This is a genomic window from Mycobacterium sp. IDR2000157661 (assembly GCF_022317005.1).
Classification (GTDB): Bacteria; Actinomycetota; Actinomycetes; order Mycobacteriales; family Mycobacteriaceae; genus Mycobacterium.
Genome location: NZ_CP081006.1, coordinates 3,006,220 through 3,030,358 on the forward strand (window position 1 = coordinate 3,006,220; position 24,139 = coordinate 3,030,358).

26 protein-coding genes are annotated in these 24,139 nt (G+C 66.3%); 21 read left to right on the forward strand and 5 right to left on the reverse strand.

Annotated elements, in window-relative coordinates:
* Nucleotides 1–90 precede the first annotated feature (90 nt).
* The 14 genes from K3G64_RS15825 to K3G64_RS15885 all read left to right on the forward strand — a co-directional run bounded on the left by K3G64_RS15825 (nt 91) and on the right by K3G64_RS15885 (nt 11,937).
* Nucleotides 91–738: a hypothetical protein gene (locus K3G64_RS15825; protein ID WP_238950717.1), complete on the forward strand. Its 648-nt coding sequence runs from the start codon at nt 91–93 to the stop codon at nt 736–738.
* A 47-nt stretch (nt 739–785) separates the two neighbouring features.
* Nucleotides 786–1,388 (forward strand): TetR/AcrR family transcriptional regulator, encoded by a 603-nt coding sequence (locus K3G64_RS15830; RefSeq protein WP_238885611.1) that lies wholly within the window; start codon nt 786–788, stop codon nt 1,386–1,388.
* A gap of 151 nt (nt 1,389–1,539) precedes the next feature.
* A complete protein-coding gene (locus tag K3G64_RS15835) occupies nt 1,540–3,069 on the forward strand; it encodes a nitric oxide reductase activation protein NorD (RefSeq protein WP_238885612.1) in 1,530 nt (509 codons plus the stop codon).
* Between the two features lie 17 nt (nt 3,070–3,086).
* On the forward strand, nt 3,087–3,884 hold the full coding sequence (locus K3G64_RS15840; protein WP_238885615.1) for a CbbQ/NirQ/NorQ/GpvN family protein: 798 nt from the start codon (nt 3,087–3,089) through the stop codon (nt 3,882–3,884).
* Nucleotides 3,885–3,900: 16 nt separating this feature from the next.
* Nucleotides 3,901–4,029, forward strand: a complete 129-nt coding sequence (locus K3G64_RS25550) for a hypothetical protein (RefSeq protein ID WP_255727766.1) — start codon at nt 3,901–3,903, stop codon at nt 4,027–4,029.
* A complete protein-coding gene (locus tag K3G64_RS15845) occupies nt 4,026–4,748 on the forward strand; it encodes a hypothetical protein (protein ID WP_238885617.1) in 723 nt (240 codons plus the stop codon). The genes K3G64_RS25550 and K3G64_RS15845 overlap by 4 nt, the downstream gene beginning before the upstream one ends.
* Before the next feature lie 22 nt (nt 4,749–4,770).
* On the forward strand, nt 4,771–5,199 hold the full coding sequence (locus K3G64_RS15850; protein ID WP_238885620.1) for a hypothetical protein: 429 nt from the start codon (nt 4,771–4,773) through the stop codon (nt 5,197–5,199).
* The gene (locus K3G64_RS15855; protein WP_238885622.1) at nt 5,196–6,422 is read left to right on the forward strand and encodes a cytochrome P450; all 1,227 of its coding nucleotides are present in this window, start codon (nt 5,196–5,198) and stop codon (nt 6,420–6,422) included. The genes K3G64_RS15850 and K3G64_RS15855 overlap by 4 nt, the downstream gene beginning before the upstream one ends.
* On the forward strand, nt 6,419–7,468 hold the full coding sequence (locus tag K3G64_RS15860) for an NAD(P)H-dependent amine dehydrogenase family protein (protein WP_238885625.1): 1,050 nt from the start codon (nt 6,419–6,421) through the stop codon (nt 7,466–7,468). Before K3G64_RS15855 ends, K3G64_RS15860 begins: the two co-directional genes overlap by 4 nt.
* A gap of 12 nt (nt 7,469–7,480) precedes the next feature.
* Entirely contained in the window at nt 7,481–8,536 is a 1,056-nt protein-coding gene (locus K3G64_RS15865; RefSeq protein ID WP_238885628.1) for an NAD(P)H-dependent amine dehydrogenase family protein, read from the forward strand.
* Entirely contained in the window at nt 8,533–8,949 is a 417-nt protein-coding gene (locus tag K3G64_RS15870; protein WP_238885631.1) for a hypothetical protein, read from the forward strand. The genes K3G64_RS15865 and K3G64_RS15870 overlap by 4 nt, the downstream gene beginning before the upstream one ends.
* Nucleotides 8,949–10,139 carry a cytochrome P450 gene (locus K3G64_RS15875; RefSeq protein ID WP_238885634.1) on the forward strand — a complete coding sequence of 397 codons (1,191 nt, stop codon included), beginning with the start codon at nt 8,949–8,951 and terminating at the stop codon, nt 10,137–10,139. Before K3G64_RS15870 ends, K3G64_RS15875 begins: the two co-directional genes overlap by 1 nt.
* Complete coding sequence (locus K3G64_RS15880; protein ID WP_238885636.1) at nt 10,136–11,362, forward strand: cytochrome P450; 1,227 nt, start codon at nt 10,136–10,138, stop codon at nt 11,360–11,362. The genes K3G64_RS15875 and K3G64_RS15880 overlap by 4 nt, the downstream gene beginning before the upstream one ends.
* Nucleotides 11,362–11,937 (forward strand): ERG2 family protein, encoded by a 576-nt coding sequence (locus tag K3G64_RS15885; RefSeq protein ID WP_238885638.1) that lies wholly within the window; start codon nt 11,362–11,364, stop codon nt 11,935–11,937. The genes K3G64_RS15880 and K3G64_RS15885 overlap by 1 nt, the downstream gene beginning before the upstream one ends.
* 58 nt (nt 11,938–11,995) lie before the next feature.
* On the opposite strand, the gene K3G64_RS15890 is transcribed toward K3G64_RS15885, so the two are convergent.
* Genes K3G64_RS15890 through K3G64_RS15905 form a run of 4 tightly spaced genes read right to left on the reverse strand, consistent with a single transcriptional unit; the run spans nt 11,996 to nt 16,117 of the window.
* On the reverse strand, nt 11,996–13,441 hold the full coding sequence (locus K3G64_RS15890) for an adenylate/guanylate cyclase domain-containing protein (protein WP_238885640.1): 1,446 nt from the start codon (nt 13,439–13,441) through the stop codon (nt 11,996–11,998).
* Nucleotides 13,442–13,453: 12 nt separating this feature from the next.
* Nucleotides 13,454–13,765, reverse strand: a complete 312-nt coding sequence (locus tag K3G64_RS15895) for a hypothetical protein (RefSeq protein WP_238885643.1) — start codon at nt 13,763–13,765, stop codon at nt 13,454–13,456.
* A gap of 10 nt (nt 13,766–13,775) precedes the next feature.
* Nucleotides 13,776–15,269, reverse strand: coding sequence for a class I adenylate-forming enzyme family protein (locus K3G64_RS15900; protein WP_238885645.1), 1,494 nt, complete (start codon nt 15,267–15,269; stop codon nt 13,776–13,778).
* Nucleotides 15,266–16,117 carry an SDR family oxidoreductase gene (locus K3G64_RS15905; RefSeq protein ID WP_238885647.1) on the reverse strand — a complete coding sequence of 284 codons (852 nt, stop codon included), beginning with the start codon at nt 16,115–16,117 and terminating at the stop codon, nt 15,266–15,268. The genes K3G64_RS15900 and K3G64_RS15905 overlap by 4 nt, the downstream gene beginning before the upstream one ends.
* A 211-nt stretch (nt 16,118–16,328) precedes the next feature.
* On the opposite strand from K3G64_RS15905, the gene K3G64_RS15910 reads away from it, so the two are divergent.
* The 4 genes from K3G64_RS15910 to K3G64_RS15925 all read left to right on the forward strand — a co-directional run bounded on the left by K3G64_RS15910 (nt 16,329) and on the right by K3G64_RS15925 (nt 20,448).
* Entirely contained in the window at nt 16,329–17,906 is a 1,578-nt protein-coding gene (locus tag K3G64_RS15910; RefSeq protein WP_238885648.1) for a methylmalonyl-CoA mutase family protein, read from the forward strand.
* A complete protein-coding gene (locus K3G64_RS15915) occupies nt 17,906–18,337 on the forward strand; it encodes a cobalamin B12-binding domain-containing protein (RefSeq protein ID WP_238885649.1) in 432 nt (143 codons plus the stop codon). Before K3G64_RS15910 ends, K3G64_RS15915 begins: the two co-directional genes overlap by 1 nt.
* A 1-nt stretch (nt 18,338) precedes the next feature.
* Nucleotides 18,339–19,295, forward strand: a complete 957-nt coding sequence (locus K3G64_RS15920; protein WP_238885650.1) for an LLM class F420-dependent oxidoreductase — start codon at nt 18,339–18,341, stop codon at nt 19,293–19,295.
* Nucleotides 19,296–19,383: 88 nt separating this feature from the next.
* Entirely contained in the window at nt 19,384–20,448 is a 1,065-nt protein-coding gene (locus K3G64_RS15925) for a CaiB/BaiF CoA transferase family protein (protein WP_255728113.1), read from the forward strand.
* Here the strand turns inward: K3G64_RS15925 and K3G64_RS15930 are convergent.
* Entirely contained in the window at nt 20,436–20,747 is a 312-nt protein-coding gene (locus K3G64_RS15930) for a 2Fe-2S iron-sulfur cluster-binding protein (RefSeq protein ID WP_238885651.1), read from the reverse strand. The two genes, K3G64_RS15925 and K3G64_RS15930, sit on opposite strands and share 13 nt — an antisense overlap.
* A 106-nt stretch (nt 20,748–20,853) precedes the next feature.
* Between K3G64_RS15930 and K3G64_RS15935 the strand changes: the two genes are divergently transcribed.
* Genes K3G64_RS15935 through K3G64_RS15945 form a run of 3 tightly spaced genes read left to right on the forward strand, consistent with a single transcriptional unit; the run spans nt 20,854 to nt 24,126 of the window.
* A complete protein-coding gene (locus tag K3G64_RS15935) occupies nt 20,854–22,251 on the forward strand; it encodes a class I adenylate-forming enzyme family protein (protein WP_238885652.1) in 1,398 nt (465 codons plus the stop codon).
* Entirely contained in the window at nt 22,236–23,048 is an 813-nt protein-coding gene (locus K3G64_RS15940; protein ID WP_238885654.1) for an acyl-CoA dehydrogenase family protein, read from the forward strand. Before K3G64_RS15935 ends, K3G64_RS15940 begins: the two co-directional genes overlap by 16 nt.
* Nucleotides 23,035–24,126, forward strand: coding sequence for an acyl-CoA dehydrogenase family protein (locus K3G64_RS15945; RefSeq protein WP_238885656.1), 1,092 nt, complete (start codon nt 23,035–23,037; stop codon nt 24,124–24,126). Before K3G64_RS15940 ends, K3G64_RS15945 begins: the two co-directional genes overlap by 14 nt.
* Nucleotides 24,127–24,139: the final 13 nt, after the last annotated feature.

The window sequence follows — 24,139 nt, forward strand, 5'->3', positions numbered from 1 at the left end:
TTTCGCTGCGATGCTCTGAAGGCCGATTCCTAGGAGGGTGCCTTGACTCTGCCCACATTTCCCGCCGCCGGCAGCGGCCTGGACGACCACATGGAGCGATCCCGGCTCGCTCAGCGCCAGGCCGACAAGTGGCTCATCTCGGGGAGCCTGCTGATCGGGACCGCAGCCCTCGGCGTCGTCGGGCTGCCGCTGTTCCTGCGGGGGGTGTGGCTGCTGCGCAGGGCGCAGCGTGAAGGGCTGTCGGTGCGCCCGATGATCGTCACCCTGATCGGTTATCTCGTGATCATCGATGCGGCGATCAACACCGTGGGCTGGGCGCTCGACCTCGTTGCGAGCCACACCATTCTGGCTCGAATCCTGTTGAACGGCTGGGGTGCCATGTTCGACGCCGGGTACTTCTGGCACTACAACGAGTTGTGGCTCGGCGGCGCCGCCGGCCCGGGCGAGAAGGCAATGGAAGTCGGGATGATCCTGACCGTGTTCACGATGCGGATCGCAGCCGGAATCGGCTTCCTGCAGATGAAGCGGTGGGGCCACCAATGGATGATCGTGACGTGCTGGATGGGAGTGCTCATCTGGTGTCTCTACGTGTTCAACATGACGATGTACGCCGACGTGCGGTACGCCGGGACCATCTTCCCGGTCGTCGGCTGGTGGTTGTACGACATCTTCTACATCACCCCTTTCCTGGCCATCCCCTATTTACATACCGTCAACCGCGAGATATTTTCTGACTGACTTCACTCATTGACTTAAGTCAGTATCTAGGTTAGAAAGAGCGAACCATGACCGCCCAGGTGAAGCTCTCGGCGCGCGAAGAACGCCGGCGACAGACGCGGGAACGCATCCTCGAGGTCGCGACAGCGGAGTTCAAACGCGCGGGGATGGCCGGCGCGGACGTGGGTGCCATCGTGGCTGCCGCAGGTGTGGCGCACGGGACCTTCTACTTCCACTTCCCCAGCAAGGAACATGTGCTGCTCGAACTGGAGTCTCGCGAAGAAGCGCGTGTCGCAGCCGAATTCGCCGCCTCCCTGAGCTCACCGCACGACCTGGTGACCGCCTTGACGAAGGTCGTCGACCTGGTAAGCGGGCTGGAGCTACGGTTCGGTCCACTCCTCTTCAAGGAGATTCTGGCGCAGCACTTCTCGCCGACACGCCCGCAGAGAGACGACTGGACCGACCACCCGGTCATCGTGTTGCTCGTCGATGAGATCGAGCGGGCCCGCGGTGACGGTGTCATCCACCCGCAGGTCGACGCGTTCTACAGCGCGACGTTCTTCCTCCTCGGCATCTACGGAGTGCTGACCACCACCGACGACAGCGAGACCCGGAACGCGATGCTGGCCGACTCGGTCGCGTCGGTCGTGCGAGGTCTCAAGATCCGATGATCGACCAACCGACCTCGAGGAGGTTGCACTAGTGGACTGGATTTGGGAGATACTCCGGTACGTCGCGGCGTGGGGTGGAACCGGTCTGATCATCTGGTTCTGGTACTGGATGTTCTCCAACATCGGCACCTTCTGAGCGGGGCTACGATCAATGCCGGAACTCTCCGATGCACACGCGATGGCTGTCGAGCGCAGTTGCGCGGTTACGGCCGTCGCGCTGAGCGAACAGCGGCGCGAGGGCGTTCGCCTGATCACTGGTGGGCATCGCGCCTTCAGCCTGAGTGCGGCTCTGGACTTCGTGCTCGTGCCGTACCCGATCGGCCGTGACTGGACCCGCAGAACCCTCACATGCGGTGTCGCACTGCAATGTGCGCCGTCGAAGGACAGGATTCTCGACTACCGGCTGAACGAGCTGTCGGCACGGGAACTGCGCGCGCTGACGATCGTTGAGGCCGGCGTGGCTCTCGGATGGGTCGCCGCGCGCTGGCCCGGCCTGTTACCGGAGATCCGGCGGGTGATGGGTGACTTCGAGACCCTCGACAGCGACCTCGATGCGACGGCGATGCTCGGCCGGGCGATCGCAATGGCGCGCACTGCAGAACCGATGAGCGTTCATCCACTCCTGGGCCGACTTCCCCTCGCGTACACCGCTCCCCAGAGCATGTCCGACAAGCTGCGGCGCACGCTGGGCAGAATGCCGTGGACCACATCGCAGAAGCGGCTGCCGCGGCCGTACTCGATCCCCGTGGGCGGGGACGGCGGCATCCGCAATCCCAATCTGCCGCCGCCGAGCCGCCCGCAGGACAACGATCTCGACATCACACCCGACCATCGGCCCGGCATCCCGTATCCCGAGTGGAACTCGTGGACCAAGAGTTACATGCGCGACCACGTGGCGGTGCTCGAGAAGGCGCATCCGTCCGGGACCGGCAAGCCGGAAGCGGGTTCGGCGGAGCTGCGGAAGTGGTTCGCCGAACACACCCACCGGGCGATGAAGAATCGGCTGGAGGACGGCTCGGATCTCGACGTCGAACGGTACGTCGAGCACTACATCGACTTGACGACCGGCGAGGCGGTAGAGCCGCGCATCTTCCGCGAGCTCCTGCCGAGCGACCGGGACGTGTCGACCGCTCTCCTTCTGGACGGCAGCTCGTCGCTCGGGGTTCACGGCGGCCGGATCTTCAAGCTCGAACTGGCCTGTGCCGATGCGCTTTCCCGGGCGATGACACTGGCTCGTGAGCGGCACGGCATCTTCGTGTTCACCGGGAACACCCGGCACCGGGTCGAGGTCAGTTGTCTGAAGGACTTCGCGGACCGCAGGTTCGTGCCACCAAGCCGCCTCGGTCTGTCCGCCGGCGGATACACCCGCCTCGGTGCGCCGCTGCGCCACCTCACCAGCAGGCTGCTCGCGCAACCGTCCGAGCGCCGACTGCTCATCGTGATCGGCGACGGCCTGATCTCCGACGAGGGGTACGAGGGCCGCTACGCCTGGGCCGACGCGGCACACGCCGTCGAGGAGGCCAACGACGCGGGCGTGAGCATCTACTACGTCGGCGTCGGGCCGACCCGCGTCGACCCGCTGCCTGAGGTCTTCGGACCCCGCCGCTCACAACGTATCCGACGAGTCGAGGAGCTACCCCGAGTGCTTGCCCACGTCCACCGCGAGTTGGTGGCTGCATGAGCGATGCTTGCGAGCGAATGACTGGCACTGACTATTACGCGAATGCCAACGAGGTGCGCCTGTTCGAGCAGGCATACCTGAAGCGCCTGCCCGTCATGCTCACCGGGCCGACCGGTTGCGGCAAGACGCGCCTGGTCGAGCACATGGGTGTCCTGCTCCAACGGCCCGTCGTGACGATCAGCTGCCATGACGACCTGACGAGCTCCGATCTGGTCGGCCGGTTCATGGTGACCGGCGGCGACGTCGTGTGGACCGACGGACCGCTCACCCGGGCCGTGAAGGCCGGAGCCATCTGCTATCTCGATGAAGTGGTGGAGGCGCGCCACGACTCGCTGGCCATCCTGCACTCGCTGACCGACCATCGCCGCGCGCTGTATCTGGATCGGGCCGGTGAGGTGGTTCAGGCGCCGGAAGCCTTCATGTTGGTCTGCTCCTACAACCCCGCCTATCGCAGCTCGCTGAAGGAACTCAAGCCGTCGTTCCGCCAGCGCTTCGTGACGTTGCCCATGCGGTACCTGGAACCCGAACGCGAAGCGGCGGTGATCGTCGCCGAAACCGGTGTGGGGTCAGCCACCGCAACCCGCCTCGTGGCATGCGCCACGGCGATCCGCACCGCCGACGAGGCCTTCCACTTCGAACCGCCTTCGACCCGCGTGCTCGTGACGGCCGCGCAGCTGATCGTCTCAGGGGCAACCGAATTGGAGGCCGCCGAGGCCTGCATTCTCGCGCCACTGTCCACTGACGGTGCCATCACCGACGGCCTGCGCGAAGTAGCCGTGGCCAGCCTGTCCGACGCTCCGAGCACATCCGGTTAGAAAGGAGTCCGACCGCATGGATCAGAAAGAGCGAAATCGCAAGAAGGCCCTCATCATCCTGCAGATAGTCATCTACGGCTACCTGCTCACGATGTTCGGCATCCAGCTCTACATGTCATTCGCCCGCGGCTGGTGGGAATTGTGAACCTGCCGCTGCTGAACCGGCGATCGAAGGGACCAGTTCCGCTCGACGGGTCCGTCCCGCTCGAGGAACACGACGAAGAGTCGCGCCTTGCGCAACGCCGGGCGGACAAGTGGATGATCGTCGGGGCCGGCCTGATGGGAATGTGGGCGCCGGGGATCTTCGGACTGCCCATCTTCCTGCGCGGCGTGTACCTCCAGCGGCAGGCGGCGCGTGCCGGTCTGTCGATGCGGCCGATGATCGTCACGCTGATCGGTTATCTGGTCCTGATCGACGGGATGCTCAACAGCCTCGGCTGGGCGCTGGACCTGGTCGCCAACCACACCCTGATCAACCGGGTGCTGATGGTCGGCTGGGGCGCCATGTTCGACGCCGGCTATTTCTGGCACTACAACGAGGCGTGGGTCGGAGGCGCTGCCGGGCCCGGTGAGAAGTCGATGGTGTTCGGCATGATCCTGACGGTCTTCGCGATGCGGTGCGCCGCGGCGATCGGCTTCCTGCAGATGAAGCGCTGGGGTCATCAATGGATGATCATCACCTGCTGGATGGGCGTACTGATCTGGTGCCTATACGTCTTCAACATGACGATGTACGCCGACGTGCGCTACGCCGGTGTGGTGTTCCCGGTCATCGGGTGGTGGCTCTACGACATCTTCTACATCACGCCCTTCCTGGCCATTCCCTACCTGCACACAGTGAACCGCGAAATCTTCTCCGACTGAACGAGTTCCAAGGAGCCAAGCCATGACGACCACCCCGGAAACCACCGAGGAACAGCGGGACGACCTGCCACCGGGCACGACGCCGTACTACGCCCGCATGCACCGCTACATCAAGCGCGCAGTCTTGGTGTGCCTGGTCGCCTTGGTGATCGAAGGCGCGTTCACTTTGCCGTTCATGGCGGTGTACTACGGCTATCCGACGCTGAGCCTCACCGAGATCTGCAGCGAGTTGCTCAAGGTCCGGTATTCGGACGACACCCTGGAATGCAAGGTTCCCTACCCGCCGCTGGGCCCCCCGGAGGGCGCCGAGGGCAAAGACACCGCGCAAGACGAGTGGGGCATCCAGCCGGTGCCGAAGTACAACCGGATCGGCTTCCGCGAACTGGTTCGCATCCACGAAGAGCGCGAGGCGCGGCAGGCCGCCGAGCAGCAAGGCGCCCCGTCGCCGTGACCAGGTCGCTCGAGGAGCACGCGCAGAACTGGGATCTGCGACACGAGGACTTCCAGGACAACGACTTCCTCTACGAGGTCTACTCGGTGATGCGGCGCACTGCGCCCTTCGCCCACACCGATTCACCGTTTCTGTCCGCCACCCCGGGTGGCGCGTGGGTGGCGACCCGGTACGAGGAGTGCTACCGGATTCTGCAGGACTGGCAGCACTTCTCGAGCAAGCCGACGCCGGAAGGCGCCGAGCAGCTCGCGGGCGACCTGGTGATCACCATGGATCCGCCGCGGCAGCAGAGCTTCCGCAAGGTCCTCAACCCGTATTTCTCACCGGCGCGCATGAAGGGACTTCGGCCCCAGATCCGCAATGAGACCGATGAGTTGATGGATGCCTTCATCGAGCGGGGCGAGGGCGACCTGGCCTTGGTCGCCTGGCGCCAGCCCGGCATCGTGTTCTTCAAGTACCTGCTCGGCATGCCGGTCGACGACGTGCCGCTCTGCGTCGAGCTGACCGACACCGGACTCAACGGTGCGACCGAGGCCGAGCGGATGACCGCGTGGGGTGGGCTCTACCAGCATTTGCACGATGCGGTGTCGGCGCGCGTCGGCCGGCCACCGCGGGACGACATGATCGATGTGCTGCTCGGCGCCGAGATCGACGGCGAGAAGCTGCCGTTCGAGATGGTCGTCGCCAACGCCATGCTGCTGGTGCAGGCCGGGCTGGAGACGACCGCCAGCGCCATGTCGTTCGCGTTCCACTACCTGGCGACCCATCCCCACGAACGCGACCGGCTGGTCAGCGAGCCGGACCTGCTGCCAAGGGCCGTCGAGGAATTCATCCGCTTCGGCGGATCGATTCACGGCATTCCGCGTACGGTCGGGCTGGCGACGCAGATGAGCGGTCACGCGTTCTGTCCCGGGCAGTCGGTAGTGGTCAACTACGCCGCGGCGAACCGGGATGCCGACCAGTTCCCCGAACCCGACAAATGTATTCTCGACCGTCGCGAGAACCGGCACCTCGGGTTCGGCGCAGGCGTCCATCGCTGTCTGGGCTCCAACTTGGCCCGTTTGGAGTTCACCGTCGGACTGGAACAGGTGCTGTCGAGGATGCCCGACTACACCTTGACACCCGACGCCGATCCGGTGTTCCACGGCAACTCCGTCACCCGTGGTTACCGCCGCATCCCGGTGAGTTTCACACCGGGTGCTGTTGTGGGAGTCGGCAGTTGACCTATCGCGTCGTACAGTGGACGACAGGCAACGTCGGCACGAAGTCGGTGCACGCGATCGCCGCGAACACCGATCTCGAGCTCGTCGGGTGCTACGCGTGGTCGCCGGACAAGGTGGGCAAGGATGTCGGTGTCCTGTGTGGCATGGAGCCGCTCGGGGTCACCGCGACCGACGACGTCGGCGCGCTCCTGGCACTGAAACCGGACTGTGTGGTCTACAATCCGATGTTCGCGGACATCGACGCCGTGGTGCGCATCCTCGACGCGGGTGTCAACGTCGTGACTACATCGGAGTTCATCACCGGCCACCAGCTCGGCACGGATCGCGATCGTGTCATCGAGGCCTGTAGGCGCGGGCGTGCGACGATCTTCGGAAGCGGGATCAACCCCGGCTTCATCCAGCTCTTCGCCGTGGTGACGGCGGGCATCTCGGACAGAGTGGACCGCATCTCTATCGTTGAGTCCTTCGACACCAGCATCTACAACTCACCCGCCACCGAGATCCCTATGGGCTTCGGCCATCCCATCGGCGATCCCGGTCTGCCGGCGATCACCGAGAAGGGTTCCGGCATATTCCGCGAAGCTGTGCTGCTGGTAGCCGAGGCCCTCGGCGCCGAACTTGACGAGGTGCGATGCGATGTCGAATACGCCGAGACGACCGAAGATCTCGAACTGCCCGGCGACTGGACGATCAGGGCCGGCTGCGTAGCCGGCATCGACGTCCGCTGGAAGGGTTACCTCGGCGAGCGGGACATCATCGAGATCCGGGGCGTGTGGACCAAGGGCCAGACGCTGCGACCGGTGTGGTCGACGACGTTCGGCTACACCGTCACCGTCGAGGGCAGGCCCACGATCACCAGCACGTTGGCATTCGAGCCGCCGCCGGACTTCCACGGCGAAACCCTCGACGACTTCGTCATGCTCGGACTGACCATCACCGCCATGCCGCCGATCACGGCGATTCCGGCCGTCGTTGCCGCCGAACCCGGTATCGCGACGTACAACGATCTGCCGCTGTTGCTGCCGCGCGGCGTGCTCGTACAGTAAGGAGGGCAACAGATGCCCGACAAGACGTATCGCGTGATCCAGTGGATGACAGGCGATGTCGGCAAGGTGGGGGTCCGGCACTTCGCCGAGAACCCGGTGTACGACCTGGTCGGCGTCCTGGTCCACACTCCCGAGAAGGTGGGTAGGGACGCCGGCGACATCGCGGGCATCGGCGCGATCGGCGTGACCACCACCGATGACGTCGAGGCCGTCGTCGCCATGGATGCCGACTGCGTGTTCTACACGCCCATCATCATGGACACCGAAACCGTCTGCCGGCTGTTGCGGTCGGGCAAGAACGTGGTCACCACCAGCGGGTTCTTCAACCCCTCACCGGATTTCGCCGCTGACGGCGACAAGATCCGTGCCGCGTGCCAGGACGGGGGCACATCGTTCCACGGGGGCGGAATCCATCCCGGCTACGCCGGGGATCTCCTTCCCTTGACGCTGGCCCGGGTGGTAAGCCGGATCGACCGGATCTCGGTGTACGAAGTGGTCAACGTCCTCACCGACGCACCGCTGGACCACATCGACTGGATGGGTTTCGGTAAGGAGCGCGACGCGTTCCTCACCGAACCGACCATCCTCGGCCTCGGCGTGCCGTTCTTCGCGCAGTCGATGTACATGATCGCCGACGGCCTGGGCGTAAGCATTGACGAGGTGACCGCTGACCTGCGGGCATCCATAGCGACCGAGGACATCCCGCACGAACTCGGGGCGATAGCGCGCGGAACGGTCGCCGCGCAGCACCACGAATGGACATCGATGGTCGGCGGCCGCCCACTCATCGTCTTCCACGCGATCTACACGACGGCGCCCGCCGACAAACTGGATCCCGCATGGGATTGGGGCAAGACGCGGTACCGGATCGTGATCGAGGGAGACCCGCCGACGGAGATGACCCTCGAGGGCGTCGATCGGCCCGACGGCACCATGGCTCATCCGGGTTACAACTGGACCGCGATGGGCGCCATCAACGCCATACCCGCGGTGTGTGAGGCCGAAGCCGGCTGGCTCACGCACTTCGACCTCGGTCTGGTGCGACCTCGCGGGCTGGTTCGCTCATGACCGGGGAACGTTCGCGACTGCACCACGTCGTCTTCGCCGTGAGTCAGGAACGCCGGGAGACGGTTGCGCAGATGTTCACCGAACTCGGCTTCCAATTCAACGGAACGGATCTCACCGAACTGGGTGTCTCCGTGCAACTCGACTGGGACGGCGGACTGGAGTTGATCAGTCCCATCCCGGGTTCCACCGCGGGGGTGGCGGTCTCGGTGGCCGACTTCCTGGCCCGCAACGGCGACGGTGTCTACACCGTGGTGCTGCGGGTACCCGACGCCAAGGCTGCCGAGTCTGTGAGCGAGCGGTACGGATCGAGGACACGCTTCCGGCAGAGCTTCTCGGGCGACGGCTCCTACCTTGACGAGGTCGAGTTGTCGGTGTTCAACCTGCCGGTCACCTACCTGTCGACGAACGTCTGATGAGCGAGCCGCCGGCGGGCCTGCCGCATGTCCGGTACGAGGACCTACCGATGTCGCGGGACCGGGGTGCGGGGTGGTCCGCCCTGCGACGGCTCGGCCCGGTGTTGCAGGGCGACGGCTGGTACTACCTGACGCGACGCGAGGATGTGCTTGCGGCGCTGCGTGATCCGGGCACCTTCTCATCCAGAATCGCCTACGACGACATGATCAGCCCGGTGCCGCTGGTGCCCCTCGGATTCGATCCGCCCGAGCACACCAGGTACCGCCGGATCCTGCACCCATTCTTCAGCCCGCAGACCCTCGGCTCGTTGCTGCCGTCGCTGCAGGCACAGGCGATCGACATCATCTCCGACATCACTCGCCGCGACGACTGCGAGGTAATGGCCGACCTCGCGACGCCGTATCCATCGCAGGTGTTCCTCACACTCTTCGGTCTGCCGCTGCAGGACCGGGAGCGCTTGATCGCATGGAAGGACGCGATCATCGCATTCAGCCTCACCACGGACCCCGACAGCGTCGACCTGACTCCGGCCGTGGAGTTGTACACCTACCTCACCGAGGCCGTCGAGAGTCAGCGGCGGCAACCGCAGGAGGGCATCCTGTCGCAGCTCCTTCACGGTGACGAGCCGCTGACCGACGCCGAGGCGACCGGGCTGTCGCTGGTCTTCGTCCTCGCCGGTCTCGACACCGTCACGTCGACCATCGGCACGACCATGATGGAGCTGTCCCGGCGTCCGCACCTGCGGCGGTCGCTGCGCGGGGACGCCGACGGCATAGCCGCTTTCGTCGAGGAGATGATTCGACTCGAACCAGCGGCGCCTATCGTCGGTCGGGTCACCACCCGGCCGGTGACCGTCGCAGGCGTCCCGCTGCCTGCCGGTGCGCAGGTCCGGTTGTGCGTCGGCGCCGTGAACCGGGACGGCAGCGACGACACGTCGACCGATGACTTCGTGCTGGACGGCAAGCTGCACAAGCACTGGGGATTCGGCGGCGGTCCGCACCGCTGCCTGGGCTCGCATCTGGCCCGGATGGAGCTCAAGCTCGTCGTCGCCGAATGGCTCGAGCGGATACCGGAATTCGAGATCGCGCCGGGCGCCACCCCGGAGATCACCTGGCCGTCGGCGACGTGCACGCTGACGGCGTTACCGCTGCGGATCCTGCAACGAGCCACCGACCAGGAGGCGACGTGAGCATCGACACCGCCGCACCGAGCATCTTCGACGCCGGACTGCCGACCCTGACCTACGACATCACGGCGACACCGCAGGAGATCTACCCGCAGTTCCGGGTGGCCCAGGCCGCGGCACCGATCGCGCTCGGTCCGATCGGACCGGAGGTGCTGTCCTACGACCTCGCCCGAACGGTCCTCGGGGATCCGCGCTTCGGCATCCCGCCCGGCATTCACCTCACCGCGCACGGAGTCACCTCTGGAGAGCTGTGGGACAGGGTGACGCGCAGCATCCTGTGCATGGAAGGCGCCGAGCACAGGCGGTTGCGCAGTCTCGTCTCGAGGGCCTTCACCCCCCGCGCGACCGCCCGGATGGACACGACCATCCACACGGTAATCAACGACCTCATCGACGCCGTGGAGGCCGACGGCCGGTGCGAGTTCGTCGAAGCGATCGCGCGGCCCTATCCGATCCCGGTGATCTGCGCGTTGCTCGGCGCCCCTTCGCGGGACTGGAAGCTGTTCTCCGCGTGGGCCGAGGACATCTTCAAGGTGGTGAGCTTCGACATCGACCTGGCCGCCGAGGAACCCGCCGTGTTGCGCGCCTGGGACGCCTTCGACGAGTACATCGACGAGATGATCACTCACCGAAGCGCGGAGCTGACTCCTGATCTGCTGTCCGAGCTCATCCGGGCCGAGCACGAGGGTGACCGTCTGGACGCGACCGAGGTCCGCATGCTCGCCTTCAGCATTCTGCTCGCCGGAACCGACACCACTCGAACCCAATTGAGCGCGTCCATGCAGGTGTTGTGTGACCACCCCGACCAGTTGGCGTTGCTGCGGGACCGTCCCGAACTCGCGATGAACGCGGTCGAGGAGACGATGCGGCATTCCCCGTCGATGTGCAGCACGCTGCGTAGCGTGACCGAGGACGTCACCGTCGCCGGATACCTCGTCCCGGCGGGTACCTTCCTGCTCGTCAACACTTACGCCGCGAATCGCGACCCGGCGATCTACGACGAGCCCGAGCGCTTCGACATCACCCGCGACGACCCGCCGCCCATCCTCACCTTCGGTGGCGGTGCTCACTACTGCCTGGGCGCGAACCTCGCGAGACGGGAACTGGCCGAGGCGCTGAAGATCCTCGCGGTCCGGATGCCTGATCCGCGTGTCAGCGGCCCCGCGCCGTGGAGGCCCTTGCTCGGCATGAGCGGACCGACCCGCCTGCCGATAGAGTTCGGCTGATGGCGTACAAGATCGATCCTGCCGTCCTGCACACCGTCGCCCGGCAGGTGGTCGGGTTACCGCTCGAGAGCGGCGAACTCACCACGCGGGCCGTCGAATTACTCGCCGATGCCTATCCGGACCTGATCGCCCCCGAACCGGGTCGATGGGTCGGCAGCAGGGCGGGTGGGATCCTGGGCAAGGTCCGGTTCCTCTACTTCAGCGCCCGTGAGTACATCGTCATCTTCGGTTCGCCGACGGGTACCCAGGGCTTCTCGGGTCGTTACAAGCACGTCGACATCGACAAGTTCCTGATCGCCGGCCGGATCGACTCGTACGACATCGAATCCGATGACATGACGGCCATGATGCTGCTGCCCGGTGAACACGCCCGCGTCGAAAGGGGCCACGCCCGTGGAATGACGATTCATCCCGGTTCATGGCACATCGAGTACGGGCGCGGCGCGGTCGCCACCACCCTGCCGTTCGCGATGGTCGACACGCTGCTGGTGTCGCTGGAGTTCGAGTCGGTCCGCCGCTCCACGGTCGAGTTCGCCAGGCTGGTCCGTCGGCGACCGCGTCCGCGCGCCCGCTAGGAGCACCGGCTGGACGGACGTGCCCGTCGCGATCAGGCCGACGAGAAAGACCGGATTGTCAGCGCAGCGTCGAGAATTCGGTCGCTCCGGTGCGGCCGCGCAACACCTCTGAGCCTTCCACGGCCCAATGGCGGCGTTCCGCTTCGTCGGCCCGCTGGACGGCCTTATCAGAGCACAGCACCCGTGCGTCGATGTCCTTCGCGCGGTCGGCGAGCCGTGCCGCCTCGTTGACCGGATCTCCGACCACGGTGTACTCGTAACGGTTTTCGGCCCCGATGTTTCCGGCGAAAACCGGTCCGGCCGACACACCGATGCCGAAGTCGATACGCAGGCAACGCAATTCTGACACCAGCCTGCGGGCGGTTGAGAGCGCGGCGGTCGCCGGGTCCGGTATGTGCAGCGGCGCGCCGAACACGGCGAGCGCCGCGTCACCCTGGAATTTGTTGACCAGGCCGTGCCGTTGGTCCACAGTCGCCACGACGATGCGGAAGAAATCGTTGAGCACGTCCGCCACTTCGTGGGGTTCACGAGATGCGGCCAGCCGGGTCGACCCGACCAGATCGATGAACAGAACCGCGACGTCGCGCTCGTCACCCGACAGGGACTCGTTGTCCTCGACTGCGCGGCGCACCACCTCTTCGCCGACATGGCGGCCGAACAGGTCGCGCAGCCGGTCGCGTTCCCGCAGTCCGGTGACCATGCTGTTGAATCCTCGCTGCAGCAGACCGATCTCCGACCACTCGTACACATCGACGTGGTGATCGATCTGGCCCCGTTCGACCTTGGCCATCGCGTCGATGACCTCGTGCACCGGATCGGAGATCGAGATCGACACCAGGATCATTGCCCGCAGGCCGAGCACAACGGCGACCAGCGCGAGCACCAGCAGAGCCAATTCGATCGGCGCGGTCCGCTCGATGATCCAACCGCGTGAACGCATGATCAGCAGCACGGCGATCGCGGCGCCGGGCAGTGCGGTGCACGTTGTCCACATCAGCAGTAGCCGGGCGCGGACCCCTGGGGCGGTGAGCCGGGTGAAATCCGTTGTGATACCGGCCAGCACCGGGCGCAGGGTCCGCAGCGTTAACAGGAAGCCGGTGCTGACCGTGGCCACCGTGCCGAACAGCATCGCCGCGCCGACGACCGCTCGGGCCTCGGGCCCCGCGTCGAGATCCCACACGATCAGCACCACACCCGTAAGCACCCACGGCGCGACGGTGACCGCGGCCTGACGCCGCGTGATCTTCAGCGTGTCCTGGCGCTCAGCGTCGGTTGGCTCGCGCTTACCGAGCCAGCGCAGCGACGGAGAGATGATGGCGACGGCGCCACCGGTCACCATCGCGGTGCCCACGATGACCAGGATCGCCGAGACGACGATGGCTTCGGCGGTCAAGCCGGCCACGCCGGTCATCGACAGCACGATCGCGACGACCTCTGCGACCGTCAGGACATAGGCGAACGCAAGACCTGCTGCATAGCGTGCGAGCAGGCCGCGTTGCCTCACATGGCGAACGTATCAGTCGCTGGCGGGAAGCGGCTTGGCTTCCTTGAGCGACATCGGGGTGCTGCCGATGCTCAACGTGCCGGCGCCGGCCTTGGTGACCAGGACTTCGGCGCCGTTGTCGTCGACGTAGCGCTTGCCCATCGCGTTGCCGTCGGAGAACTCCGGGTCGATGCTGGCGTCAGCGGCTTTGGCTTCATCCTTGCCGTCGATGGGCACCATCGGAACGCCGCCGGCACGCAGGTCCTCGAGGCTGTCGGCGCTGCGCACGACGATTACCTGGGTATCACACACCTGGCTCTGCAGTCTGGTGCCGTTCTTGATCATGTTGTGCTCCTTAATCGTTCGACGCGCTCAGTTCTGTGATCAGCTCGCGGCGCAGCACCTTGCCGGTGGCGTTGGTCGGCAGCTCATCTCGGAACACCACGCGGTCGGGCGTCCGCGAGCCACGCAGATGTGCGCGGACGTGCTCACGCAGTTCATCGGGATGAGGTGACGCGGCCCCGGCAGGCACCACCACCGCGACGATGATCTGGCCCCATTGAGGATCCTCGGGGCCGACCACGGCGCAGTCGCGCACCGCCGGATGCTCGACGAGTACGTCCTCGATCTCGGCAGGGGCGATGTTCTCCCCGCCACGGATGATGGTGTCATCGGAACGACCGCCGATGAACAGGTAGCCGTCCTCGTCGAGCATTGCGATGTCCTTGGTGGGAAACCACCCCTCGGCGTCGAGCACCGAACCGATCTCGGCATACCGCCCGGAGACCTGGTCACCGCGCACGAAGAGTTCGCCGGTCTCGCCCGCGCCGAGCACCCTGCCGTCGTCGCCGCGGATCTGTACCTCGATGCCGGGTACCGGCTGTCCGACCGACCCCAGTCGCCGTGCGACCGCGTTCTCGGTGGTCTCCATCGCGGCACGGTGGTCGTCAGGGGTCAGCACGGCGATCGTCGAACTGGTCTCGGTGAGCCCGTAGGCGTTCACGAACCCGACCCCGGGTAGCAGACCAAGCGCCTTACGCACCAGGGGGAGCGGCACCTTGGAGCCGCCATAGGCGAGGCTGCGCAGGGTCGGCAGTGAGACGTGCTGCGATTCCAGCACCGTCACGATGCGGTCCAGCATGGTGGGTACGACCGTCGCGGAGGTGACGCCCTCCTCGTGCACCAGTCGCACCCACTCCTCGGCGTCGAACTTCGGCAGGTACACCATCTTGCGACCGGCATACAGGTTCGACAGGGCCGCGCTGACGCCGGCGATGTGATAGGGCGGGACGCAGATCAACGCGGCGTCGTCGGGTTCGGCGGCGTCGAACTCAACCGTTCCGGTGATGTAGCTGGTCAGGTTGTTGTGGGTCAGCTCAACGGCTTTGGGCCTCGAGGTGGTGCCCGACGTGAACAGCACCACGCCGATGTCGTCGGGATCGGCGAACTCCGCAACCGGACCCGCGGTGCGCGCAGCGGCGATGAAATCGTCAGAACTCATCACCAGTTTGCCAGTGCCCTCGACGACGTCGCAGTAATGGGCGTCGGCGATCACGAGCGGTTGGGGCAGTCGGTCGATGAGCTCACGCAGCCCGTCGGAGCTGAGCCGGTAGTTGAGCGGCGTCACCGGCACGGCCGCGCGGGCCGAGGAGAACAACAGCACCGGCAGCATCGCCCCGCCCAGTCCGACATAGGCGACATGCGATGCACCCGACGCGGCGATGACACCGGCACCACCGTCGGCGAGCGCGTTCAGCTCGCTTGTCGTCAGCCGCATGTCACCGGAGACCACCGCGGTCCGGTCCGGATGGCTCGACAAAGCCATGTCGAGCAGCAGGGAGATGCTCATGATCCGTCGACGAAGATATCAAGGATGGGGTCGTTGCCACCGCCATAGCGCGACAGGTCGGTGACGCCGGACTCGAGCAGCAGATCGGAGTCGATGAAGCATCTGCCGTTGACGTCGGCCGCCGGCCGGGACAGGATCAGCGCCGCCGCGTCGCCCATGATCTGCGGATCGCGCGAGCGGTCGAGATTGTCCTGGAAGCCAGGTGAGTTGGCGACCGCTGAGGTCGCGATATAAGTCTGCGGCCACAGGCAGGAGAAGCCGATGCCGGAGTCGGCGTACTCGACGGCCCACCCCAGCGACAGCAGCGTCATCCCGTACTTCGACAGCGTGTAGACCGGGTGCGCGCCGAGCCAGCGCGGATTCATGTTCAGCGGGGGTGCCAGCGTGATGACGTGCGCTCCTGTCGGCTGTGCTCCTTGCGTCCGCGCTGCCGCCTTCCGCAGGTACGGCAGCGCAGCCTTGGTCAGCAGAAACGTGCCGCGGACGTTGATGTCCATCATCAGGTCGAACTTCTTGGCCGCCAGTTGTTCGGTCTGTTCGGTCGCGATGGCGCTGGCGTTGTTGACGACGATATCGACCCCACCGAAGTTCTCGACCGCGGCGTCCACCGCGCGCTGCACGTCATCTTCGGAACGCACATCACCCACCACCGCGACACCCTTGCCGCCGGCTTCCTCCACCTCCGCGACGGCGGTGTGCACTGTGCCCGGCAGCTTCGGGTGGGGTTCTGCTGTCTTGGCCAGCAGCACGACGTTGGCGCCACGCCTGGCCGCGGCCAGCGCGATCGCCAAGCCGATACCGCGGCTGCCGCCCGAAACGACGAGTGTGCGGTCAGTGAAGGTGGACATGGACCTCCTCGGGCGGACAACCTGCGCGGTCCCTCGATGGTAGCGGATCCCATAAAGCGATTGGTATTGGCATTCTCATTTTACGCAAGTCCCATAATCGCTGTTACCGGCACTTCGGGTGGGCGTGCGGCCGGGACACTGGCCTTCCTCCGTGCACATTTGCGGGATGCGGTATTGGCATTCTCATTTTCTGCAAGTACGTTATCCAATGATGAGCGAGCCAGTGCAGACCCCGTCGGGGATCCCACTCGAGCCCGTCTACGGGCCGGGGGACCGGGCAGCGGACCCGCCGCCGCCCGGGACGTATCCGTTCACGCGCGGCAACTTCGCTTCGGGCTACCGGGGCAAGACGTGGACGTTTCGCCAGTACTCGGGATTCGGCACCGCCGAGGAGTCCAACCGTCGCTACCGTTATCTGCTCGATCAAGGCGGCACCGGGTTGTCCGTGGCCCTGGACCTGCCCACGCAGTGCGGCTACGACTCCGATGACCCTGAATACGGCGAGGAGGTCGGCCGGGTCGGCGTCGCGGTGGACACGCTGGCCGACGCCGAGATCCTGTTCGACGGCATACCGCTGGACAAGATCAGCACCAGTTTCACGATCAACGGCACGGCCGCGATACTGCTGGCGTTCTACGTCGCGGCCGCGGAGAAGAAGGGTGTGCCGCGCGAGACCCTGACCGGCACGATCCAGAACGACATCCTCAAGGAGTACGCATCGCGCGGAACGTGGATCTGGCCGCCTGAACCGTCGCTGCGGCTGATCGCCGACACGATCGAGTTCTGCGCCGCCGAGGTGCCGCGCTTCAACGCGATATCCGTCGCCGGGGCGCACTTCCGCGACGCCGGCGCCAACGCAGTGCAGGAGATGGCCTTCACGTTGGCCGACGGCGTGACCTATTGCGACACGGTCGTCGAGCGCGGGCGGATGACCATCGACAAGTTCGCACCGCAGATCTCGTTCTTCTTCTACACCCACGGCGACTTCTTCGAGGAGATCGCCAAGTATCGGGCGGGCCGGAGGCGGTGGGCGACGATCGTGCGCGAACGCTACGGCGCGTCGTCGGATAAGGCCTCGATGTTCCGCTTCGGTTGTGTGGCCGGTGGCGCGTCGCTGTATGGGCCGCAGGCACAGAACAACCTGGTGCGCGTGGCCTATGAGGCGATGGCCGCCGTGCTCGGCGGCGTGCAGTCGATGTTCACCGCGGCCTGGGACGAACCCTTCGCGCTGCCCAGCGAAGAATCCGCGACGCTGGCGCTGCGCACCCAGCAGATCCTCGCCTACGAGACCGGAGTCACCAAGGTGGCCGACCCCCTCGGCGGCTCGTACTTCGTCGAGGCGCTGACCGACGCCACCGAAGAGAAGATCATCGAGATCATGCACGACCTCGAGATGCACGGCGGAATGGTTAATGCCATCGAGGACGGCTACCTGCAGGGCCTGATCGCCGATGAGGCCTTCAAGATCCACAAGGAGATCGAGTCAGGCGTGCGGCCCGTCGTGGGTGTCAACAAGTTCGTTTCCGGGGAGCCGCCGCCCGAGATCGCCACCTACGAACTCGACGCCGACGGTCGCGACCTGCAGCTCAAGCGCCTCGCCAAGGTCAAGGCCGAGCGCGACGCGACCGCGGTGAGCGAAGCGCTGGTGGCGCTGGCCCGTGGGGCCGAAGGTGACGACAACCTGATGCACAGGCTGATCGACTGCGCCAATGCCTACTGCACGGTCGGCGAGATGGTCTCCACGCTCAAGTCGGTGTGGGGCGAGTTCCAGCAACCGGTGGTGTTCTAGTGGCTGTCCGTGTGCTTGTTGCGAAACCTGGTCTCGACGGCCATGACCGGGGCGCGAAGATCGTCGCGCGAACGCTGCGCGACGCCGGGTTCGAGGTCATCTACACCGGCATCCGGCAGCGCATCGAAGACATCGTGTCGATCGCGCTGCAGGAAGACGTTGCACTGGTAGGGCTTTCGATCCTGTCGGGCGCCCACGTCGCATTGACCACCCGCACGGTCGAGGCGTTGCGCGCGGCCGACGCCGGTGACATCGCGGTGGTCGTCGGCGGCACCATCCCGCAGGGCGATGTGCCGAAGCTGCTGTCGGCGGGTGCCGCGGCGGTGTTTCCCACCGGCACGCCGCTCGACACCCTGGTCGAGGAAGTGCGCAAGCTGACTTCGGAACGGACGGGCGAAGCAGGGGCGGGCGTCTCGGGAAAGGTGGACTGATATGCGTCTCGGCGTGATGATCGGGGCCGAGCGCGGCGACATGGCGCGCAAGGTGAAGAAGCTGCTCGACGACATCGAGTGGGCCGAGTCGGCGAATCTGGACACCGCGTGGATGCCGCAGGTGCCCAACGACTTCGACTGCCTCACGATGGTGTCCCTGATGGGACCGCGGACCAGTCGCATCGAGCTGGGCACCGCCGTCGTACCGCTGCAGGCGCAGCATCCGATCGCACTGGCGCGTCAGGCGCTGTCGATACACGCCGGCGTCGGCAACCGGCTCGCGCTCGGCGTCGGGCCGTCTCACCACTGGATTGTGCGCGACATGCTCGGAATCCCGTACGAGAGGCCGGCGGCCTACACCCGCGACTATCTCGAGGTGCTCAACAAGGCGTTGGCCGGCCCGGGTGGCGTCGACGTGGAGAACGACACCTTCACCGTCCACAACCCGACCGTGCTCGGTGCGGACACGCCGATGCCGGTCCTGGTGGCCGCGCTCGGGCCCGTGATGCTGCAGATCGCAGGCGAACTGGCCGACGGCACGGTGCTGTGGATGGCCGACGAGAAGGCGATCGGTGAGCACATCGCGCCGAAGATCACCAAGGCCGCGGCCGGGGCCGGCCGGCCTGCGCCGCGAATCGTCGCCGGTATTCCGGTGTGCCTGTGTGCGAACTCCGAGATCGATAAGGCCAAGGAGCGGGCGAATCGCATTCTGGCTGAAGCGGAGACGTCGCCCAACTACCAGCGGCTGCTGGACCGCGGTGACGCCCGCGACGTCGGTGACCTCACCGCGGCCGGTGACGAGCAGGCGATCCTGGCGCGGTTCCGCCGGTTCGCCGACGCCGGTGTCACCGACCTCTCGGTCCGGCTGTTGCCGATCGGCGAGAACCGCGACGAGTTGATCGCGTCCAAGAACCGGACCCGTGAGGTGATCGCGGAGTTGGCCAAGGCGGTGCGATGAGCGCTTGCGCGAAGAGCAGAAAACCACCGATGAGCGCTTGCGCGAAGAGCAGAAGAACGCAGCGGTGACGCAGGGGCCGCTGGACCCGATCAGCGGCCCGCCGCTGGCCGACGTCCGCATCATCGAGGTGGGCGTCATGCTGGCCGGTCCGTACGCGACGATGCTGCTCGCCGACCTCGGCGCCGAGGTCATCAAGGTGGAACCGCCGGGCGGGGAGATCTCTCGCCAGGTCAGCGACAGCTACTTCGCGAGCCTGAACCGCAACAAGAAGAGCGTCGTCCTGGATCTGCGCTCGGAGGCGGGACGGCAGCAGCTCGGCGAGTTGGTCGCGGATTCGCATGCGCTGCTGGTGAACATGAAGCCGTCGGCCATCAAACGGCTGGGCCTGACCTACGAGTCACTGCGCCGGTACAACGAGCGGATCGTCTGCGTGGCGCTCACCGGTTTCGGGCTCGACGGCAGTGATGACCCGGCATTCGACTACGTGGTCCAGGCCGCCACCGGCGTCGCCGCCATGACCGGACACCCGGACGAACCGCCCACCCTGCCCGGATACTCCTCGGCGGACAACTCGACGGGACTGGCCGCGGCGCTGGGACTATTGGCCCAGATCGTCTCCGGGCGCGGCGGGCAGGTGGACGTGTCGTTGCGCGACGTGATGCTCTCGCAGTTGAACTACCGCGCGTCGGCGTACCTCAACGACGGCGCCGCACCGCTGCGCTACCCGTACGGGGCGCACTCCTATTACGTTCCCGCGCAACTGTTCGCGACGGCGGAGGGCTATCTGGCCCTGTTCATCACGCATGACGCGTTCTGGCGGGCGTTCGCCGCCGAGGCCGGGATCGACGGATTCCCGACCATGGCCGAGCGCGCGGCCAACCGCGTTGAGGTGCTTGCGGTGGTGGCCGACGCGCTGGCGAGCGACACAGCTGCGAGCTGGGAGGCTCGACTGCGGCCGCTGGGCATCCCCGTCGCTGCGGTGCGCACCTTGCCCGAGGCGTTGGAGGCCACGCCCGAGGTGATCGTCACCGCCGGTGACTTCCGGTTGGTCGGCAGCCCGATCCACATCGCCGGATACGAACCGGAGTACCGGCCGGCGCCGCGCGTCGACGAGCACGGCGACCTCGCGGTCGAGTCCGGTCAGTCGTCGTAGGTGACGCTGATCGAATCGGTCTCGGGCACCGCCTGGCAGGTGAGGATGTACCCCTCGTCGACCTCGTCGTCGTCGAGCGCATCGTTGAGGCGCATGGTCGCCCGTCCCTCGAGCAGCTTGCCCATGCAGGTACCGCAGTTGCCGGCTTCGCAGGAGAAGGGCGGCGAGAGGCCGGCGCGTCGCGCGCTCTCGAGCAGGGTTTCGTCGGGCTTGAGCGCTACCGACACCTTCTTGCGATCGAGCACGATCGTGACCTGTCCGGCTTCGGCGGGCGGGCCAGGCACCGGATCTGCCGTCATCTGCACCTCTCCTGAGATCGGATTCTGTTCCGGCGAGAATATCATTCTCGATAAGCGATACGCTATTCTCATCGAGTCAGGAGTCGGCTGCCAGTGAGGACATGCGGTGAGTGAGGCGGTGGCGCTCGCGTTCGAGGAGCGTGAGTACGCACTGTCCGAGCTCAATGCTCTGACCAGCGGTATGGCCACCGCCCTCGAGCATCGTGGGGTGCGGCCGGGAGACCGGGTGGCGCTGATGTCGTCGAATCGCCCGGAGTTCGTCATCGCCCTGCGGGCCGTGTGGGGGCTCGGTGCGTCGGCTGTCCTGCTGAGCCCGGCATGGAAGCGTGCCGAGGCCGAGCACGCCCTGGCGCTGACGAACCCCACCCACGCGGCAGGCGATCACCCCGTCCTGGCCGAACTGATGCCCATGCTTTCGCTCGACGAACCGATCGCACCGGGCAGGCGGGAATTCGAAGCGCCCCGAGACGACGCCGACGCGTTGTTCGTGTTCAGTTCGGGCACCACCGGAATGCCGAAGGCGGTGCGCCACACCCATGGGTCGTTCGCCGTCGCGGTGCGGCAGTGGCGCGACGCGCTGCAGCTGACGCCGGCCGATCGCATGCAGATCCTGACGCCGCCGTCGCACATCCTCGGCCTGCTCAACATCGTCATGGCGCTCGACACCGGCACGTGGATCCGGCTGCACCGTCGCTTCGACATCGATTCGATGCTGCGCCACATCGAGTCCGATCGGATCACCGTCGAGATGGCCGTCGCCCCCATCGCCTTAGCGATGGCCGCCCACCCCGGCCTGGAGTCCTACGACCTCTCGTCGCTGCGCTACATCATGTGGTGCGCGACGCCGGTCACGCAGAGCGTCGCCGAGACCGTCACAAACCGAACGGGCGTCATGTGGGTGACCGCCTATGGGGCCAGCGAGCTGCCGGTGATCGCGTGCAACGACATCGACGGTCGACATCTGGATACCGTGGGCCGGCCGGTTCCCGGGGTGAGCGTGCGGGTGGTCTCGCTCGACGACGGATCGCCGCTGGGGCCCGGGCAGAGCGGCGAGATTCAGGTGCGCTCGGATTCGGTGATGGCGGGCTACCTTCCGCAGAACGCGACCGCAGGCGCATTCGCCGACGGGTGGTATCGCACCGGAGACGTCGGTGAGTTTGACGCCGACGGATGGCTGCGGATCACCGACCGGTCCAAGGAGATGATCAAGGTGCGCGGTTTCCAGGTCGCGCCCGCCGAGATCGAGGCGGTGCTGCACGGACATCCCGCGGTCGACGACTGCGCGGTGTTCGGAGTCCCCGATCCGGCCGACGGTGAGGCGATAGTCGCCGCGGTGACGACGAATACCGGCGTGGACACCGCGGAACTGGCGTCGCTGGTGGCAGTGCGGTTGGCCTTCTACAAGCGGCCAAGCCGGGTGGTCGTCGTGCCCGAGATACCGCGGCTGCCATCGGGGAAGGTGTTGCGTCGAGTGTTGAAGGAGCGTCTGTGGACGTCCGTCTGACAAGTGAACAACAGCAGCTACGGGAGGCCGCGGCCAGTCTGGCCGACGACCTCGGTCCGGGCTCGGTCGCCGACCTCGAGGACGCCAGCCGGATCGCCCGCCTCGAGAAGGCCGTCGATGCGACCGGTTTTCGCACCCTGCGCTCCGATGACGCGTCGGGCGTGGAGGTCGCCCTCGTCGCCGAGGAATTCGCCTGCGGTTTGGTCGATGTGCCGTTCATCGGGCCGGTGCTGGCGGACGACTTGCGGCGGCGCTGCGCCCGCGACGTCGAGGCCGGTGGTTCGTTCGAGTCCGTCGACCTGACCAACGGCCTTGCCGGCGTGGTCGAGTCGCCCGCCGAGCTCTGCGGGTTGTCGGACGAGGATGCCGGCCGCTGGCGCGCGCTGGCCTTAACGGCGACCTGCGCCGACTTGCTGGGCTCGGCACGGGGAGCACACGCGCTGGCGGTCGAGTACGCCAAGGTGCGCGAACAGTACGGCGCGACGATCGGGTCGTATCAAGCCGTCGGCCATCTGCTTGCGGAAAGCCAAGCCCTGATCGAGGGCGCGGTGAGCGTCTCGCGACATGCCGCCTGGGCCGTCGATGAACTGCCGGTCGCCGAAGCGCTGGAGGCGGCACGGGTCGCCAAGATCTACTGCGCGCGGGCCGCTTTGACGGTCTGCGAGACGTCGATTCAGGTGCACGGCGGTATCGGCAACACCTGGGAATGCCTGGCGCACGTCTATCTGCGCCGGGTGCTGGCCACCACCGAGATGTGGCCAGTCAAGCTGGAGGAGCTTTCCATTGGACTTTCGTGATTCGCCGGAGGAGGCCGCGTTCCGCGATCGGCTGCGTTCGTGGCTGGTCGAACAGAAGGGCAAGTTCCCTACGTCGGGTGATGAGTACTGGGCTGCCCAGGGAGCCTGGCATCAGGCGCTCTACGGGGCGGGCTTCTTCGGGACGTCGTGGCCGAAACAGTACGGCGGACAAGATCTTCCGCCGGTGTACGACGTCATCGTCGACGAGGAGATTGCCAAGGCCGGTGCGCCCGCCAGGCCCAGCCTGGGCTACCTGGTCGTCGGGTTGTCACATCACGGCAGCGAGGAACTGCGGCAGCGCTTCCTGCCCGGCATGATCGACGGCACCGAGCGCTGGTGCCAGGGCTTCTCGGAACCGGGCGCGGGCTCGGACCTCGCGTCGCTGACGACGACCGCGGTGCGGGAGGCTGATGAATACGTCATCCATGGTCACAAGATCTGGACCAGCTACAGCGACGTCGCCGACTGGTGTCTGCTGCTGGCGCGCACCGACAAGCAGGTCGCCAAACACAAGGGCATCTCGGCGTTCATCGTGCCGATGCATCAGGACGGCATCGAACAGCGCCCTCTGACGATGATCAGCGGCGTGACCAAGGAGTTCGGTCAGGTGCTGTTCGACGGGGCCCGGGTGCCCGCCGCGAACATGGTCGGCGCGCCCGGTGAGGGCTGGAAGCTGGCGATGACGGTCGTCAGCCATGAGCGCGAACCGTCGACGCTCGGGTTCTCCGCCCGGTACGGAAAACTGGTGCGCCAGTTAGCCTCCCGCGTCGACGGCCCGGCGCCCGAGGAGCTGGCGTGGGCGTGGGTACAGACCGAGATGCTGCGCCTGCATGTGCGCAGGCGGCTCTCAGAGCAGCTCGACGGGTTGACACACGGGCCGCAGGGCTCGCTGGACAAGCTGCTGATGACCTGGGTGGAGCAGTCCGTCGGCCATGCCGCGCTGGCCACGGTGGGAACACGCGATCCGGAGTTGTTCGGCGCCTACATGTACAGCCGTGCACAGAGTGTCATGGGCGGCACCTCGCAGATTCAGAAGAACATCATCGCGCAGCGAATTCTCGGACTAGGCGACCGATGACCGCCCGTGCGAC